The sequence below is a fragment of the Natrinema soli genome, assembly GCF_028618695.1.
Genome location: NZ_JAQIVI010000221.1, coordinates 1 through 16,468 on the forward strand (window position 1 = coordinate 1; position 16,468 = coordinate 16,468).

General features: G+C 58.9%; 21 protein-coding genes and 3 pseudogenes. 12 read left to right on the plus strand and 12 right to left on the minus strand.

The features are described 5' to 3' along the window. Nucleotides 1-71 precede the first annotated feature (71 nt). Nucleotides 72-977 (plus strand): annotated as a pseudogene (locus PGX04_RS14500) (site-specific integrase); the annotation flags it as partial. 168 nt (nt 978-1,145) lie between these two features. On the opposite strand, the pseudogene PGX04_RS14505 reads toward PGX04_RS14500, so the two are convergent. Continuing rightward, nucleotides 1,146-1,322, minus strand: a pseudogene (locus PGX04_RS14505) (IS5/IS1182 family transposase); the annotation flags it as partial. A gap of 195 nt (nt 1,323-1,517) precedes the next feature. On the opposite strand from PGX04_RS14505, the gene PGX04_RS14510 reads away from it, so the two are divergent. Next, nucleotides 1,518-1,973 carry a ferritin-like domain-containing protein gene (locus PGX04_RS14510; RefSeq protein WP_273739165.1) on the plus strand — a complete coding sequence of 152 codons (456 nt, stop codon included), beginning with the start codon at nt 1,518-1,520 and terminating at the stop codon, nt 1,971-1,973. A gap of 164 nt (nt 1,974-2,137) precedes the next feature. Then, the gene (locus tag PGX04_RS14515) at nt 2,138-2,701 is read left to right on the plus strand and encodes a maltose acetyltransferase domain-containing protein (RefSeq protein WP_273739166.1); all 564 of its coding nucleotides are present in this window, start codon (nt 2,138-2,140) and stop codon (nt 2,699-2,701) included. A 50-nt stretch (nt 2,702-2,751) separates the two neighbouring features. Here PGX04_RS14515 and PGX04_RS14520 read toward each other — a convergent pair. The 6 genes and pseudogenes from PGX04_RS14520 to PGX04_RS14545 all read right to left on the minus strand — a co-directional run. Next, nucleotides 2,752-2,943 (minus strand): annotated as a pseudogene (locus PGX04_RS14520) (IS5/IS1182 family transposase); the annotation flags it as partial. A 23-nt stretch (nt 2,944-2,966) separates the two neighbouring features. After that, nucleotides 2,967-3,824, minus strand: coding sequence for an MBL fold metallo-hydrolase (locus PGX04_RS14525; protein ID WP_273739167.1), 858 nt, complete (start codon nt 3,822-3,824; stop codon nt 2,967-2,969). Between the two features lie 92 nt (nt 3,825-3,916). Beyond that, a complete protein-coding gene (locus PGX04_RS14530) occupies nt 3,917-4,765 on the minus strand; it encodes a bile acid:sodium symporter family protein (protein ID WP_273739168.1) in 849 nt (282 codons plus the stop codon). Between the two features lie 290 nt (nt 4,766-5,055). Further along, a complete protein-coding gene (locus PGX04_RS14535) occupies nt 5,056-5,529 on the minus strand; it encodes a redoxin domain-containing protein (protein ID WP_273739169.1) in 474 nt (157 codons plus the stop codon). 123 nt (nt 5,530-5,652) lie between these two features. Continuing rightward, nucleotides 5,653-6,114, minus strand: coding sequence for a helix-turn-helix domain-containing protein (locus tag PGX04_RS14540; protein WP_161607023.1), 462 nt, complete (start codon nt 6,112-6,114; stop codon nt 5,653-5,655). Between the two features lie 304 nt (nt 6,115-6,418). Continuing rightward, nucleotides 6,419-6,679, minus strand: coding sequence for a DUF2249 domain-containing protein (locus tag PGX04_RS14545; protein WP_273739170.1), 261 nt, complete (start codon nt 6,677-6,679; stop codon nt 6,419-6,421). Between the two features lie 149 nt (nt 6,680-6,828). Between PGX04_RS14545 and PGX04_RS14550 the strand changes: the two genes are divergently transcribed. The 4 genes from PGX04_RS14550 to PGX04_RS14565 all read left to right on the plus strand — a co-directional run bounded on the left by PGX04_RS14550 (nt 6,829) and on the right by PGX04_RS14565 (nt 9,802). Then, nucleotides 6,829-7,137 carry a CGCGG family putative rSAM-modified RiPP protein gene (locus PGX04_RS14550; RefSeq protein ID WP_377042771.1) on the plus strand — a complete coding sequence of 103 codons (309 nt, stop codon included), beginning with the start codon at nt 6,829-6,831 and terminating at the stop codon, nt 7,135-7,137. Nucleotides 7,138-7,278: 141 nt separating this feature from the next. Next, nucleotides 7,279-7,899 (plus strand): DUF7998 family protein, encoded by a 621-nt coding sequence (locus tag PGX04_RS14555; protein ID WP_006667215.1) that lies wholly within the window; start codon nt 7,279-7,281, stop codon nt 7,897-7,899. A 93-nt stretch (nt 7,900-7,992) separates the two neighbouring features. Beyond that, nucleotides 7,993-8,256, plus strand: a complete 264-nt coding sequence (locus PGX04_RS14560) for a hypothetical protein (protein ID WP_273739172.1) — start codon at nt 7,993-7,995, stop codon at nt 8,254-8,256. 184 nt (nt 8,257-8,440) lie between these two features. Continuing rightward, nucleotides 8,441-9,802 carry a heme-copper oxidase family protein gene (locus tag PGX04_RS14565; protein WP_273739173.1) on the plus strand — a complete coding sequence of 454 codons (1,362 nt, stop codon included), beginning with the start codon at nt 8,441-8,443 and terminating at the stop codon, nt 9,800-9,802. A 154-nt stretch (nt 9,803-9,956) separates the two neighbouring features. On the opposite strand, the gene PGX04_RS14570 is transcribed toward PGX04_RS14565, so the two are convergent. After that, the gene (locus PGX04_RS14570; protein WP_273739174.1) at nt 9,957-11,147 is read right to left on the minus strand and encodes a hypothetical protein; all 1,191 of its coding nucleotides are present in this window, start codon (nt 11,145-11,147) and stop codon (nt 9,957-9,959) included. A 327-nt stretch (nt 11,148-11,474) separates the two neighbouring features. Further along, on the minus strand, nt 11,475-11,825 hold the full coding sequence (locus PGX04_RS14575; protein WP_273739175.1) for a DUF488 domain-containing protein: 351 nt from the start codon (nt 11,823-11,825) through the stop codon (nt 11,475-11,477). A 126-nt stretch (nt 11,826-11,951) separates the two neighbouring features. Between PGX04_RS14575 and PGX04_RS14580 the strand changes: the two genes are divergently transcribed. Beyond that, a complete protein-coding gene (locus PGX04_RS14580) occupies nt 11,952-12,410 on the plus strand; it encodes a metal-dependent transcriptional regulator (RefSeq protein WP_273739176.1) in 459 nt (152 codons plus the stop codon). A gap of 60 nt (nt 12,411-12,470) precedes the next feature. Further along, nucleotides 12,471-12,707 (plus strand): DUF2249 domain-containing protein, encoded by a 237-nt coding sequence (locus PGX04_RS14585; protein WP_273739177.1) that lies wholly within the window; start codon nt 12,471-12,473, stop codon nt 12,705-12,707. 43 nt (nt 12,708-12,750) lie between these two features. Here the strand turns inward: PGX04_RS14585 and PGX04_RS14590 are convergent, their stop codons facing one another. Next, nucleotides 12,751-13,623, minus strand: coding sequence for a hypothetical protein (locus PGX04_RS14590; protein ID WP_273739178.1), 873 nt, complete (start codon nt 13,621-13,623; stop codon nt 12,751-12,753). A gap of 188 nt (nt 13,624-13,811) precedes the next feature. Here PGX04_RS14590 and PGX04_RS14595 point away from each other — a divergent pair, with 188 nt between their 5' ends. Then, entirely contained in the window at nt 13,812-14,795 is a 984-nt protein-coding gene (locus tag PGX04_RS14595; RefSeq protein ID WP_273739179.1) for a hypothetical protein, read from the plus strand. Next, entirely contained in the window at nt 14,788-15,072 is a 285-nt protein-coding gene (locus PGX04_RS14600) for a sulfurtransferase TusA family protein (RefSeq protein ID WP_273739180.1), read from the plus strand. The genes PGX04_RS14595 and PGX04_RS14600 overlap by 8 nt, the downstream gene beginning before the upstream one ends. A 54-nt stretch (nt 15,073-15,126) precedes the next feature. Here PGX04_RS14600 and PGX04_RS14605 read toward each other — a convergent pair whose 3' ends face one another. Together PGX04_RS14605 and PGX04_RS14610 are read right to left on the minus strand one after the other, a co-directional pair. Then, a complete protein-coding gene (locus tag PGX04_RS14605; RefSeq protein WP_273739181.1) occupies nt 15,127-15,432 on the minus strand; it encodes a cupin domain-containing protein in 306 nt (101 codons plus the stop codon). Between the two features lie 2 nt (nt 15,433-15,434). Beyond that, a complete protein-coding gene (locus PGX04_RS14610) occupies nt 15,435-15,815 on the minus strand; it encodes a cupin domain-containing protein (protein WP_273739182.1) in 381 nt (126 codons plus the stop codon). 200 nt (nt 15,816-16,015) lie between these two features. On the opposite strand from PGX04_RS14610, the gene PGX04_RS14615 reads away from it, so the two are divergent. After that, nucleotides 16,016-16,366, plus strand: coding sequence for a DsrE family protein (locus PGX04_RS14615; RefSeq protein WP_006667229.1), 351 nt, complete (start codon nt 16,016-16,018; stop codon nt 16,364-16,366). The last annotated feature ends 102 nt before the right edge of the window (nt 16,367-16,468 follow it).

The window sequence follows — 16,468 nt, forward strand, 5'->3', positions numbered from 1 at the left end:
AGAGAGTTCTACTCGGATTTTATTTGATTCCTCCGAAGCTCGTTTGTAGACGCTCTACATCCCAGAAACGTGGGTGGTGCGTCAACGAAGGGTATCTCGAGGCCCACTACGCGCAGCGAGCGAGTGCGATGGCGCCACTGCCGGAGGACGACGGCCGCAAGCCCGGCGACCAGCAGGCCTGGACGTCCGAGCAGCGTCACGCCCTCACCCGCTACGTCGACGAACGGGCCCGCGACGCCGTCGAGGCGTACACGACACTCCCGGAGGATACTGACCCCCTCGACAAGCAGCGAGCGCGCTACGCAGCGCTGAAGGCGGCTCGCGACCGGGCGCTGGTGTTCGTCCTCGCGTACACCGCCGTCCGCGTTGGCGAACTCCTCCGAGATCCCAACGACCCACGCCGGCGCGGCGTCCGCTGGGAGGACCTCTCCCTTGACGACGGGAGTATGGACGTCTACCGGAAGAAACAGCAGTGGGACGCCGCGAGCCTCCCCGATCCGGTGATCTCGCCGTTGCAAGGCTATCGCCAGCTGATGGACCCACCAACGGAGCGCTGGCCGGTGTTTCCGACGTTCGACCAATGGACGCTCGCAGAGCTCGTCCGGGAAGAGCTAGCCGAACGAGGGGAACGCCCGGAGGCGATTACTGAGTACCGTGACGAATACGCTCGCGACCTGCTGCTGGCACTCGATGAGGACATTCGGCCGCCGTCGATCACGACGGACGGCGCACGGTCGATTCTCCAACGGCTCTCGGAGGCCGCGGAGATCGACATCGACCATCCGAAACACGATTATCTCGCGCCGCACGGTGGTCGTCGTGGTATGGGTGAGGTGCTTGTCCGCGCGTTCGGGTACACGGTCGCAGCCCGGTATCTCGATAACTCGGAGGAGATGGTTCGGGAGCGATATTCGCACATCGAGGCCGGAGAACTCGGCGACGTCGCAACAGAGGCGCTCTCAGAGATTGATGGGTAATTAACGGTACTCCCAGGCACCGAGTTTTCGGCACTACACTCTTGTCAGTACCTCTCGAACTATTTGGCCGTGGTGAATCGCTATACGACGCTTGATTTTACTAGCTGACGGCACGCTTGATGTTGTAGACGACACACATCAGGACGATTTCACGGAACTCACGATAAAGAGATCGAGCGCTTCGCGGTAGGATTTTTCTAGGTGAATCCGGAGACAATGCAGCGAAACAACCGCATAGTCGGCGAATCCGCCGCCCTGCAGGGTGGCGGCGGATTCGCCTCGGCCACCAACAGCACTTTTAGCCAACGTCACCACTTTTCCAGTGAAGCGGGAAACTTTGGACATAGACGATCCGCCGTTTCCCGCTTCAACTCCCTAGTTGTAACGGATCAACTCGACGCTGTCTAACGATTCACCAGAGCCAAACAGTTAATTATCACCACTCACATCTGAATCTACACGTATTGTAGTCAGTCTTCAAATCTCCTCTTGATTTGACCACCCACAGCCATAAACGGATAGGGAGCGTATTTTCGTTGTATGACAAGTGAACGAGTAACCGAGCTCCTCCAGCGGGCATATAGTGACGAGATCGAGACCGTGATGAACTACTTGACGAACTCCATTGTCCTCGACGGAGTCAGTGCCGAGGAAGTAAAACAGAGTCTCGAAGCCGACGTTCAGGAGGAACTTAATCACGCTCAAATGTTGGGCAACCGCCTCAAACAACTCGACGAGCGCCCACCTGCATCCGCCGATTTCGAAGCTCGTCAGGAGAGTCTTCAGCCCCCGGAAGATAGTACTGACGTCGTGTCGGTCATTGACGGCGTCTTGGATGCCGAAGAAGACGCCATCCAGATGTATCGCGACCTCATTTCAGCCGCGACTGATGCCGATGACCCAGTCACCGAAGATCTCGCAGTCACAATTCTGAGCGACGAAGAGGCCCACCGTACGGAGTTCCGCGGCTTCAGACGCGAATACAAACAGGACTGAAGTGGTAACGACTACCCTCGTCGGTCCTTGCAGCGCTGTGGCTTTGTTGAAATCCTATCGTTCCAATATTTGTCTCGCTGGAATAGCCGTTAGGTAGGTGTGCGAACTGAACGACGTCTAGCAGACTCGAAGGGTTCTATTGAGACGGCTTCGCAGTAGCAGGCATGCGTAGTGAGAAGGAGAAGATGTTGGACGGAGAGCTATACGACCCGACCGACCCCGAGCTTGTGGCCGACCGGAACCGTGCACGGGACCTCACGCGGCGATACAATGACACCAGACCAGACGAACAGACTGCCCGACGAGAAGTACTCGAAGACCTCCTCGGCTCAGTCGGTGCCGAGTGTCAGATAGAACCGCCATTTCGCTGTGACTACGGCTACAACATCCAGCTAGGGGAGAACTTCTATGCGAACTTCGACTGCGTCGTTTTGGACGCGGCACGAGTGGAAATCGGCGGTAACTGTATGATCGCACCAGGGGTCCACATCTACACCGCGACTCATCCGCTCGATGCCGCCGAACGAATCAAAGGGCCGGAGTACGCGAAACCGGTCACGATCGGTGACAACGTCTGGATCGGTGGACAGGCAGTCGTCAATCCTGGCGTAACTGTCGGAGACGACAGTGTCATCGCGTCCGGTGCAGTCGTGACTGAGGACGTTCCCGACGAGGTGGTCGTACAGGGCAACCCCGCGAGCGTAGTCAAAGAACTGAACGCCGACTAAGGCCACGAGAATCCGACCCCTGTGATACGTGCAGTTCCTATATCTACCGTTCAAAGTACCTTGTCGATGTTGTGAGTGAGACAGGCAACAACGAGTTCCCGGAACTGCGTCCACCAGAGTCGTGAACGGACGAATGCACCGTACTTGCGCTTGAGTCGAGAGTTCACCGTCTCGTTCTGACTACGCTACCCGTAGAGAACAGAGTTCAACCGAGCGTTCCACGCCTTCTGGAGCGACGAAAACTAGCGGTCCAAATATTGACTCTCTATTGAGAGATGGTAAGCCCATCTTCGGCCACGATCACATCTCCATCGAATACTGACTCGGCGTCTCGCCGCATCGATTTGAGATCACGGTACGGCATGATGTGCGTGAGAACGAGCGTCTGGACGCCGGCGTCCTGGGCAATTTCACCCGCATCTGTAGCATCACAGTGATTGGCTGTCAGTGTCGACTGATCCAGGTCTCGTTCTCCCTCCGCATACCGTTGCCAGACGAATTGCTCGTCTTCGTCCGGCACGCGGTCTTTGTTGACTGGGGCGGTGTTACAGTCCTGAACGAGGACGTCTGCATCAGAAGCGGATTCTGCGAGCGACGGGATCTTCCGCGTGTCGCCGGAGAAGACGAACGACGAACCGGTTTCGTGTTCCTCGAAGCGGAATGCGTACGTCTCGATGGAATGTTCGACTGGGAGTGCGTCGACGTCCCAACCGTCCATCTCCCGACTGAACTCCTCTGTCACGAGTTCGGTTTCGATGTTCGAGATGCCATCAGTCGGATAGATGTCTTTGCGGTACTCGATATCCTCTGCGTATACGTCGTACAGCGCGTCGACGAGCCGGTCGGTGCCGTCGGGTCCGTACACGGTGAGCGATTCGCGGCCACCCTCGGTCCAGCTCGTGAACGCGAAGTGGAAGAACGACGCGTTGTGGTCCAGGTGATGGTGGGTGAAGAACATCGTCTCGATCTCTCCAAATGGAATTCGCGCATCCATGAGGCCGTAGACGGTGTTTGGCCCACAGTCAATCAGAACGCGTTCGTCTGCGATGTCAACGACGATGCTCGTGCCACCACGCTCGGGAATTGGGATGGGACTTCCCGTACCGACGAGGGCGATCTCCATAATCGTTCTACGGGACAAAGCCGTTTGTACGTTCGCACCGTCGCTTGGATCACAGGGTTCCTTCGACGGATAGGTACCACTGCTGTAGTGGGTCACGCTTCGCCGGGTCGGCTCCAGAGACTCGCAACCGGGCCCGAGATGACGAGACTGAGGAGTCCGAACGCAACGATGATGGTGAGCACGCCCGGGTCGCGGAAACTCGTCGTGGCGATGAGCAACGCGATGGCAACGTTTCGCGCGGCGGTCGTCGTGGCGAGGACTTCTCGCGTGCCTTTACCTGGTCCGCCGAGGGCGTATCCGAGGAGTAACGCAGCGCCGACGACAGCGACCGAGATGAACAGTGTCCCGGTACCGACGAGTTGGCGCATTTCGCCGGCATAGACGAGCGTCAAGAGGATAATTAGGAGAACGAGCAAGACGGTCGAGAGTCGCTGGATCGGTGGATGTAATCGAGTTGCAACTGACTGAAAGCGCGCCTTGACGCCGAGGCCACCGATCAGGGGGATCAGCTGTGTCACGACGACGATTCGGGCGATTCCGAGCGGGTCAGCTGAGACATCGCCGGGCATGAGGAGTGCCACCGTAATCGGTATCGTTGCGACGGAGACGACACCCAGTACAGCCATCAGTCCGCTCGCGAACGCGACGTCGCTGTTCGAGATCTCGGCTAGTTTCGGACCAAAGGGTGCTCCCGGGGCCATGGCGATCAACAGGAGTCCGACGACGTGACCGGTCTCCATCGGAACAGCAAGGACGAATACGAACGCCAGCAGCGGAACGAGGATGAGATTCACGAGCAGTGATTTCGTCAGCAGCCACCGTTGTCCGAGTGCCCTGAGGATCTCGTCGGTCGTCAACGCAAGCCCCATCGAGAGCATCGTCGCGAGCACGAAGACGACCGTCACGAAATCGATGACTGCGGTGACTGTTATCGGTCCCATTTGTCTATGAACTCGTTTCTCGATTTGGAGAGAAAAGTGGCCTGTATATCGATTTCACCGCTTTTTATCGATGGTCTACGCGTTCACTCATATCTGCTGGGATACCTTATTTGCCGAATAGGAAACCATCGATTTTCGAATTCGCCCGTCCGGATTGCAGTCGGCGTCTAGCATATGGACGATCTACTCGGTGACCTTGATCAGACATAGGTACTCGAGAATTTGTGAGTCCATTTCTGAGGACTGTAACCGTGAGTGGAAATCAGAATTTGTCCAGATTCATCCCAACACTACGCGGCTCTTACAGCCTCGGTCAGTTCGTCGTAGTCGGGTTCGTTCGTCGGATCGTCGGCAACCCAATCGTAGGTAATCGTCCCGTCCTCGTCGACGACGAACACCGCCCGATTTGCGACGTCGTAGAGCCCGAGCGGCTCGATGTTGATTTCGAGATCGTATGCCCGGATGGCGTCGCCGGCCATGTCGCTGACGAGGTCGAATTCGATCCCGTGTTCCTCGCGGAACGCACCCTGAGAGAACGGGGAGTCGGCGCTCACGCCGAAGACAGTTGCGCCACCCTCCCCGAACTCATCGATTCGCTCCTGGAGCGCGACCATCTCGTTCGTACACGGAGGTGTGAACGCCCCAGGGAAGAAGGCGAGAACGACTGGATCAGTACCGATGTGATCTTCGAAGTTGAACGGTTCGTGGTCGCTCGTGCCGAGCGTTGCAGTGAACGTCGGTGCAGTGTCTCCTTGGGAAACCATCGAGATTCACTTCGAGCCGTCGGGTGAAAAATGCCGGCCCGAACATACTCTGTGTGAGTTCCTCACGAGGAGTACATCTGCTGCCAGCACGGGTCAGAAAAGCAGATGTCTGTGAGGTGGCCGTTAGGCGGTCTGTCGGGGCGCAGTACGGTCTGATTCGGTTCCGCGCTCGAACGACTTGACAATTCGTTCCTCGGCGCGGTGCAGAATCTCTGAACACGTCGACTTCGCCATGTCCAGTGACGCTGCGAGGTCCTCCTGCGTACACTGTCGTGGGGAGTCGTAGTATCCCCGTCTCAAGGCAGCTTCGATCAGTCGTTGCTGCTTGTTGGTCAGGATTCGATCGAACTCAGGCTTGGCGTGGATGTGCTCGACGACGTATCCGACCTCCGACTCATCCAGCGCCGACCCAAGCGTCGATAACCTGTTTCGCGTCGTGGTCAGTTTCCATTCGACCTGGCCGTTCTGGATTTCGAAGGGCATCTCCACTGGGACGCCCGCTTTGTCGAGAACGTCCAAGAGAATCGGTTTGTCCGCCTCGATCTGGAGGAGAGCTCGATTCGGCTCTTGGTGGAACACCTCCACAGTGTGTACGGGGTCGAACGACCGGATCGATTCGATAATCTCCGTTGGCTTCTCTGCCAGTAGCTCGACGAATCCAACGCCGACGGCGTCAGCAGACTGAGCAGATCGAACACGAAATTCTGCTGAAGGATGGTTTCGTGAGACGGTACCAATCCAAGTTCGCTTCGGGATCGTCAGGGTCAGTGAAGCACACACCATTTTAGGTAAACCTAAAATCGGTTAGCTATTAAAAACATCTCCGAACATGTGCGAGTGACTGTGTGACCAAAATCGATCCCGAGGAGATTCCTCTGAACGAACGCTACTATCGCCAGATAACGGTGACGACCTGCTCGTCGCCTTCGATCGTCTCGTACGTGTAGCCCCGGTCGTCCAGTTGCGGATAGAGGTGCTGGGGTGCGCGGTCGTTCCGCTGGACGAGTACCACCTCGTCGTCGAGGTCAGCAAGCCGTTCGAGCGTGTTCTTCAGTGGTTGTGGCGGCGGTAGCTCTCTGGCATCGAGGGTTTCAGTCGGTCGGTCAGTTGGTGCTCCGACTTCCTCCACGTACGAAGCAATCTCTGGCATAACTGTACGTCAGGGCGAGATAGACAAACACCTTAACCCGAATCTATTCAGGAGGTCCGATGGACGAGGGAAGATCACGTCCTGGTATTGATACGTGGGAATCGGCCTGGTATTTATCGCATTTGCCCCCGTATATCGGAATGGAAACTATGTCTAGTACCCACGACGACCACGACGCACAGCCCGTCACTGACCGAATTCACGACAACTCGTGGTCAGCGAATCTCGAGAAACCGGAACACGCCGACGATAGGCAACTGGTGGTCGACCAGGCCCTTTCGGCGATCGAACACACCGCCCCCGGCAACCACGTGAACCTCGTCACACACGCCAACCACGGTCATCCAGAGGGCTACCTCTACGACGTATTAGAGAGCGAAGGTGGTGACGACGTGGAGTGGGAATACATAGAACAGTGTGGTTGCGGGGGACACGTCGTCAGAGTTCACGTTTCGTAGCGGTCGTCAGCAGCGATCTTTCGACCGGCTCAATTTCTCTGGAAACGAAGACTAAGTGACTCCCCATTTCCTGTCCGAATCCATACTCGCTTGAATATATTCGGAGAACCAACCACGCTCCCCGGGACCGTACGATTACCTATGCCTGGGTTCCCATCTCCGTTCGGCGGCGAGGACGACGAGCTCTTCGATCCCTACGATGAGTTCGTCTCCGATAACGTCCCGATGCCAGGGCCGTTTCTCGACGAACACAATATCCTGGCTGGGTTGGACCACGTCATCTTCCACAGATTGACGCGTGAACTCTTCGAGGAGCGGAAGGTATACGACATGACGTTCAACTATAACCTCGCACGGTTGAATCTCGATACGCGCCATCCCGGCGCAGGGTATCGGTATGCGGTGGAATCACCCGATGTTGACGACGCCATCGACGCCGACGACATCGATAGCGTCTTGCGGGCTGAATTCACCCCCACGACGCCATTTTGTCCGCAGACGCACACGCTGACAATCGGATCGTTCAGGGCCTGGAACGGCCTGTCTGATCGTCACGAGTACGACCTTGTTCGCGTCCGGGCGGCGCCGATGCACCACCAGAGCGAAGCGATCAACGAACAACTCGCAGAACTCGAAACGACGTTCCTTGAGGAGGGCGACCCCGAAGCCGAACCGACCGAAGCCCGTGAAGTCGGCTCAAACCCGATGGAGCGCGCGATGAAGGAGGAGGGGACCAGCCGCGGTCCTCAGGCACCGTTCTGAGACGAAGGCGGGGGTAACGGTACCCACATCGGGGGCAGTAGCATGAACATTTTCGCATCGACACTGACCTCCCCACCCAACCAATGATTCAACATGGCAGTGACGAAAACGCTCCCCAAAGGATGGCAACTTCGACACAAACAGCAGTATCGTGATTCGTTCATCGAGCGCGACTACACTCGGATCGCGTATTCGGACGGCGATCGTACCATCTACATCAACGACATCCAAGAACCCAATTCGTTCGAAGGCTGGCGGTTTCTGGTTCGGGTCCAGGGTACTGACAACCGGCAACTCGGTATTACCGAGGATCTCTCGGAGGCCGAGACGATCGCACGCGAGTATATGAGGGAGTGATCGAATGCGACACCATCTCTCGAACGCAACGGCGACGTATACAGCGATAGCAGGCGACGACCAGTAGGATGCTCGCCGCTAGCGAAGCGACGGATGGCGTTGGTCCGTACGACCGCCGATACGCAGCTGTGACTGAATATATTCGGAGGCATCGACTCACAGGTCCATCACGAAAGCGTAGACGATGAGTGTCGTTCCTGGGAACCTGGAGACGGAGAAGCAGCCCCCGATGACCGTCCCGTTACGACACTTCGTCGTGGCTATCGGGTTCTTGTTTCTCGGGGGAGTTGCCGGCCTAGCAAACGCCTTCGGAATAGGATCGGGACTCCTCCCGCTCGCTCACATTCACCTGCTGCTGGCGGGGTGGGTCTGTATCACGATTATGGGTGCGATGACCCAGTTCGTGCCCGTTTGGTCCGGCGTCACGCTCCACAGTCGCCGGCTCGCGACCGTCCAACTGTGGATTGTCGGTATCGGACTGGTTGGTTTTGCGGTCGCACTGGCCGGTGGCTGGCTTCGACTCACACCGATCTTCGGTACCCTGATGGCCATCGGTTTCTGGGTGTTCGTCTACAACATCGCCCGGACACTCGTCACCGTCAGGGGTCGGTATGACGTGACCGAACGACACTTCGCGTTCGCTCTCGCGTTCTTCGTTGCGCTCACATTGCTCGGCGTCGCACTCGCAGTCGATTTCGTCCGACCGGTGTTCACCCCAGTCGGACTCTCTCGCGTCGATGTCGTCTCGGCCCACGCCACGCTTGCCATCTACGGCGCTGTTCTGACGACGGTCCTCGGTGCGCTCTATCAGCTGGGAACGATGTTCACCCAGACTGACCTCCACGGAATCGACACGTACCTCCAGGGCTTCGAGGAGGTCGGATACCCGATCGGCGTGGTCGCCCTGGCGACCGGTCGGCTGGTCGGTCACGTCGTGCTCGCCCGCGTGGGTGGGCTCCTAATCCTCGGCGGCATCGGGTGTATGAGTATCGTCCTTGCCCGTCGACTCTACGAAACCCAGGTTCCGTGGACGCCGATGCTCTCACGGTACACTGTCGCGGCTGTGGCGATGGCTGCGTGGGTCCTCGCGACTGTTCCGGTATGGATCGTCGATCCGGTCGCGCCGACAACCCGATTCGGCGCCCCCGGAGCCACACACCTGCTCGGGCTGGGCGTGATCGGATTCGTCGTCCTCGGAACGATCTACCATATCGTTCCCTTCATCGTGTGGGTACACCACTACAGCGACCGCCTCGGCTACGAGGCCGTGCCGATGATCGATGACCTCTACGACGACAGGCTGGCAACCCTTGATCTCGGTCTGCTCACGATCGGCGGCCTTGCGCTCGTTATCGCGGATTGGACGACCCTCCCGGCACTCCTCGCAGGGTTTGGCGGGCTCTTGATCGTTGCTGGCATACTTGTGTTCAGTTGGAACCTGGGTTCCGTAATTCGAACCCACAGTCCGAACGGACTCGCGGGTGTACTCGTTCCTGGCGTGTCACGGGGCTCGTCGACCGACACCACGTCGGAGGACCCGCGGTGAGCGGACGCGATGAATCCATAGAACCATCGTGACGTATCCGCCTGGGCTCGTACATGATCGGACGGGGGAACCGAGACAGCGTTCGTCGGATTGAACCGCCAACGTAGCTAGCGTTCCGTCTCTTTCGGAGGTATCGGTTTGAACAGTGTGGCACTCAACCGGCGTGGAGGCCAGCAAGTCGTCTCGTCAGTACGTAGGCGTAGACACTCGTTCCCACGATACCCAGAGCGGCACCGATATCCCCTACCAACGGTACGCTGAGTGGCGGTGCTACCGCTCGCAGTAACACTCCGCCCCCGAGTATGACGATCGCCGCGAGGCCGACGCGGTCGCTCGCACCAGTGAACTGGCCCGTTCCTATCGGGAAGAACTCGTATGCATAGCCGATGATCGTCAGCAGGAGAAAGCCATCGAGAACGAGTGGGACGTGTGCTTCGATCGGCCAGGCGGCACCGCCATCGATTGCAACCGTTGCGGCGACGAGTACACCCCCTGCCCCAGCGAATGCGCCCGATAGGACGCCGACGAGACCAATGCGTCGGCGGTCGGTCCGAACCGCGACGACAGCCACCATTCCGAGATAGCACAGCACGCCGAACGCCAGAACGACGGCACCTACCTGAAACAGTGGCCACGTCCAGAAGCCACCGGCGATGAGGGCGGGGGCGACGACACTACCACCGAGGGCACCCCACGTGAGCGGCCGTGGCGGGACGACGTGAAAGAAGCCGACGAGGAGTCGTGCGCCCAGGCTGATGATCAACACTGCCGCGAAGCCAACGGCGTAGAAGTGCACGACGCCGGGAATAGTTGTGCCGGGGATTGCCGGAGCGCTGGACGCCCTCGCGAGGAGTGCGATGGTACCGATAGCTAGGTATAGAATCGCGAGCGGGACTGTCGCGGTGGCGGCACGCGTCGAACGTTGCGGACGGTCCCTGCTGCGGATCACCACGCTCGGATTCGCTCGGAGGGCAGGACCGATCGTCTTCCCCAGTGCGCCAAGGAAACAACCGACACCGAGACTCCAGAGGGTGGTCCCCGCTACCACGAGTAACCGGGGAAGCGTCGTCAGCTGTCCGGCCACGAGTACGGCAGCGCCGGCGTACGAGACGACGAGGTGGACGCCGGGGAGGCGGTGTGTTGCGAGGGTCGTTCCGACGTATGCCGGGAGCAACAGGTAGGCCATGCCGAAGGTCATCGGCAGAACAGCTCCCAACAGCCCGAACAACCCGATCGCTCGAAGTGGCCAATCAAGCAGATACGTCGCCTGGAGGCCGACCATCCCGAGGGCGCTGGCGACGGCAAACGCGTGCGTCCAGCGACTGACGCCACCAGCTCGGTTCACGAACGTTGCCGAGGAGGCCGATCGCAATAAGCTACGTGCGCCGGCCCGCCGGTGTTATTGCTGGGCGCCGGCCTCATTCGAGACGGGACACTTCTGGCGGAGTCAGAAGCCATGGCAACCCGTGTCCGATCCATCTCGGTAGGGAATCCGGCTCGATCAATCCACGAGAGATAGCGATCAGGGATCTCGAATCTACGTGATAATCGCGTCCGTAGGCCCTTGAGGGTCAAGCCGAACATTGCCGGAGTGCGAGTCACCAGCGGTCGTGGGATGTCCATGAATACGGAGCCGGGGGCTGTTTCTCGAAAACGTGAGCACGCTCCTCGATCAATCTACCTGAGAGTCGAGGTACTCACGCAGGACGACGGCATTGTTCCGTTCTCGGTCAGTAGCAGCGTACAGCAACGTCAGCTGGTCGTCCTTGGTAACATCAAAAACACGCTCGACAGCGTCGTCCTTCTCCTCGAGCTCCGAGACGTACCGCCCCTGGAACTCCGTCCATCGATCAGGGTCGTGATCGTACCACGTCCGGAGCTCGTCGGACGGCGCAACCTCCTTGATCCACACATCGAGTTGTGCCTCCTCCTTCGAAACGCCTCGAGGCCAAAGCCTGTCGACGAGTACTCGCGCTCCATCGTTGTCAGGGTCGTCGTAGATCCGTTTCGTCGTGATTTCCATAGGAAGCTCCTCATCGGCCTGGGACTTGATGGTCACGTCTATTCGGCCGTCTTCGGGGAGACGGTATGCCGTCGAGTGAACTAATTCGGGAGAGAGACTTCATCCTCGGAGGATCGATGGAAACGTATGGCAACCGAAACTACCTCGTCAGCCACCGGCCCTGTCGGGGCGAGTGTCGGTCGGCGTACGGGTCAGTATCTGTTGGCAATCGATTGGCTGTCCGAGGACGCCGACCGAGTGGCGCCCGGTGAGATTGCGGCACGTCTGGGCGTTAGCGGAGCGAGCGTCACGGAGATGGGTTCGAAGCTAGAGGACGCAGGGTTAGTGACCGTGAAGAAATACACCGGCGTGAAGCTGACCGATAAGGGTCGGGAGGTCGCCCGAGAACTCGCGTGGCGACTCTGCGTCGTCGAGAATTTTTTCGGGGAGGAACTCTCTGCAGACCTCAACGATGACCAGTCCTACGAGATCGGCTATACGCTTCCTCCAGAGGCTATCAAGCGATTGCGTGACTTGGTCGACCACCCCTGTATCGATCGCTGCCCCCAGACGAGACAGGACTACGATGGCTGTCGCATCGCGTAGCGAGTTCGTTCGAACATAGTCGGGGATGTGTATTGGACGACAGGTCTCGAATATGGTTCTATGAGTGCCGACCTGGACACTGACGCGGACGAAGTACTCGATGTCCGAAAGATAGACGGTCAGCCGTTCGATCCGATTATGGCTGCACTTGGCGAACTCTCCGAGGGGGAGACGCTATTGCTCGTCAACAGTTTCGAACCCGAACCGCTGTATGAGGTCCTGACGGAGCGCGGGTTCGAGTACGAATCTGAGCAGCGTGGTCCGGATCATTGGCACGTCCGTATTGAACACGCTTGAGGGAACGATCAGACTCTTGCAGAATACGGTTCTAACGCGTCGCTCAACGGGCGGTAACGACGAGGTGGTCGTCATCGGTCCGACCAATATCCGGGACTGACTCTCGACGTGGGTCGAAGGCCGTATACGCAAACGCCTGCCAGAGGACCCGCTCGGGATACGCACGCTCTTCGAGACTGACGCCTAGATCGGTAGCGAGAGCGATGTGATCGAGCTCTCCGTTCCGGATGGGGACAGCGAGTGGGTTCGACAGCGACGTGAGATCGAGGTCGAACGAGGGGAACAACCGATCAGAAGCGTTCGGCGCCGGATGGTGTATTTCGCGGCTGCCGGGATAGCGGACCGACAGTTCGGGCGTGATCTCCTCGAGTTCGTCTTCGTCGATCACCTCCACAGTGCGTGGTGACAGTTCGATCCGCTGTCGGCCACCTGCTGCCACCTCAACGTCGTTACCGTTCACCGCGAGACGGAGCGAGTCGGGAGTCACGTCGACGATACGGGGAGTGGGAGTTTCGTAATCTCGAACGTGTACCATACTCGCATCGCCACCCGCTGTCCCGTCGACCACGATCGCGACGCCAGTTGCTAGTTCCGTCGTAAGACCGCGAATTTCGACAGAGATTTCGGAACGACCGACGAGATCGTGCGTGGTCGCATACGCGAACGACCAGTCGGTAGCTAGCGGCGATGAGTCACGGAGGGCAGGCCGCCAGTAGAAGACTCGATCTCTCGAACTTTCGGCATATGGAACGGCGTCGGGGAAGAATTCTGCGTTAAGTGTCGTCGGCTCCAAGTCAGGGTGTTCGAGTACGAACTCGGCGTAGGGCACCGTTCGAACGACCGGTTTCCGATCGTCGACATCCGGATGACGCCGCCAACTGATTGAAGTCGTCGCTGTTCCAGCTTCTCCCTCCATGTATATGTCTTCACACTCCGTACAGGAAAACTTCGCCACGGACGTATTCGCTTGGTGGGAACTCGAAGCGTCTCCGGATCGCATCGTTCGAAATCGGTCTTGGGATGTTGTGCCGGATCTGTGTCGAATATATCCGGACGCAGGTTTAGTTTCGGCAGGCCTAATGTCATACACGAGGCGGCCCTACGATGTCAAACCCTACTCAGTCCGCGCCCAGCCCCACCACGGAGGCACTCTTCGACCGATACCTCCTACCGAAGGTCGCACTCACGATCATCGTAGCTGCATCGTTGCTCGGCAGTTGGGTCTCTACCACGTTGGTCGGCGACAGTGGCATCGTCTCTGCCGTCGCGACGTGGGCGTTTCTCGTCGCACTGGGAACGCTCGTCGGCGGACTGCTCTGGAAGCATCTGTTCGTTCGTCCGGCGGACCTCGGGACCGGCGCTCGCGAGTACTGTGCAGCGATGTACGAGCGTTTCGATCGTATCGCTAGCCTCGCGGTGATCGTCACAGTTCTCGCGGGGAGCGTCGTACTCTGGCGGTACGTCGAGCGATTTGGAACGACCGTCGAAGTTGCTTCCCTCGCCATGCTCGGCTTGACTACGGTTGGAATCGTCGCCTGGACCATCCTTACGGATCGGACGGTCGAATCCCAGTTCAGAAGTCGAGCGGGGCTGCTCGCGCTGACGTTCGGCCTGCTCACACTGCTCGCGACGGCTATTGCCGAAGTCGCGATGCGTGGTCTCGAACCGGCTGGTACTGCGGTTCGGATGCTCCATCTGCTCGCCTTTGCCGTCTGGATCGGCGGAGCCGTCTGGAACATTTTCGTGGCGGTCCCGTCGGGACAGGAGCGCCCGCGGGTCGACGTCGTCGCCGCTGCCGCCGAGCAACTGGAACGCTTCCGGTGGGCCGTCCGCTTCGTCATTCCGACGATCTTCCTTACCGGAGCGTATCAGGCAGTCGACGAGATCGGCCTGAGCGTCTCGGTGTACGTTACGTCGACGATCGGCCTCGCGATTCTCGCGAAGGCCGGATTCATCGGCGTACTCGTCGTCATCTTCAAACTGTGCCCCATGTGGCGGGCCTGTTCACCCATCGAGGGTGTGTGTGACCTCGAGGAACTCGGATCGTCGCGGATGGAGACTGACGGGGATGTGGCTATCGATGACTGAAGTCACGGATGCTACGACGGACCCGGACATCGATCCCGATATGGTCGTGGACAATCGAGGTCGCGGCTGTGCGAGTGGTATCGTACGCGTTCAGAAAGCGCTCGAAGACCTCGACCACGGATCGATCCTCGTCGTGAAGAGCACTGACAAACGTGCCCGAACGGAGTACCCACAGCTGGCTGAACAGACGCCCCACGAATTGATTGCAATCACGAAAGATAGAACCGGATTGCTCAGAACCGAGTACACCACGTACCTTCGAATCTGCGAGGCGTGACCGGCTTCCTCGGATAGACTCGTGCGTCGAAGCGATCGAAATCAACGATCGCGATCAGTTGCTCGACCGTTCAGCGAGGACGATCAGTGCCACGCTCGATTCGATTGCCCGTGGGGAAACTTCCCGGCGCCCGTCGAAACGAACGATGTCGCCCGCACTCAGGTCGTACTCCTCGTCGTCGAGAGCGAGTTCGATCGCTCCCTCGATCAGGTAGAGTACAATCTCGCGGTCTGGGTGGTCGTGGGCCGCTACCGCTTCGCCCGCATCCAGCGTCAATCTGATCGTCTTCGGTTCGGCGTTGGGAAAGACGTTTGCGTGGGGGGTTCCCTCGAGATCCCCGATGGATACGACCTCGGCCATTGTCACGCACTCCTCGGGTCGAATTCCCCTCGTTTGATCCCCTCGCGAACGGGATCGTGTTCGGCGTCCGTCGGCGGCGGGGCAGAAACCAAGAATGCTTCGAGCCGACTATCCTCGTCAGCCTTGATCCCCCGGTCGGTATCGGCTTCGACGACGACCACGTCGCCGGGTTCGATGGCGTGTTCGTCCTCGCCGTCACGGACGCGTCCGGTCCCCGAGTGAACGTGAATCGCGACGTCGCTCGATGGAGCGTGAACGGGGATGAACTGACCGGGCTCGAAGTACCCACAGACAACCTTCATTCGCTCGCTTTTGAAGACCTCCACGGCGTTGAACTTCCGGTCGTCGTAGGCCCGTTCGGCGTCGAAGTTCGTCGCGGTCACAGCGACCACCTCGGCGGCCTCTCTGTTCGTCTCTCTGTCGAGCGAGATGAGACTGTATCGCGCATACGACTGGTGGTTGGCGTGTACAGAGGAAGAGCTTTGGTCCGAATGTTTCCGACCGGCGACTCGTGGAGGCAGCGATCGACTGGATATGTTCGCCTCCATACCCACGGAATTGGCCATTCAACGTTGATGCGTCTATGGCAAAACACGCCTTCCTGCTCCTTTCCTCACCGGAGACGCCGGGGAAATTCGCCAATCCGCTTACCTACGCACGTCAGCTCGACGAGGCGGGTCACCAGGTTGCCGTGTACTTCGACGGCGCGGCGACCTATTGGTTCGACGGAATCGAGGATCATCCGGAACCGGCGGTTCGAGCATACGAGGACGCCAAGGAACTGGGGCTGATTGCTGGCGTCTGCGATCACTGTGCGACGTTCAAAGGGGTCGCTGACGCCGTCGAGGCCGAAGGTTTCGAGATCCAAGGGACCGAACACGCCCCGGACGTTGCGGGACTCGTCGACGACGGCTACGAGCTTCACATCGTTTGAGCGACGCCGACCTCGTTATCGATCGATGTACTGGTCATCGAACCTCCCGACTCGCGGCGAAACGAGGCTGTTGTATTGGGCATGTCACCGTTCATCAAGGTA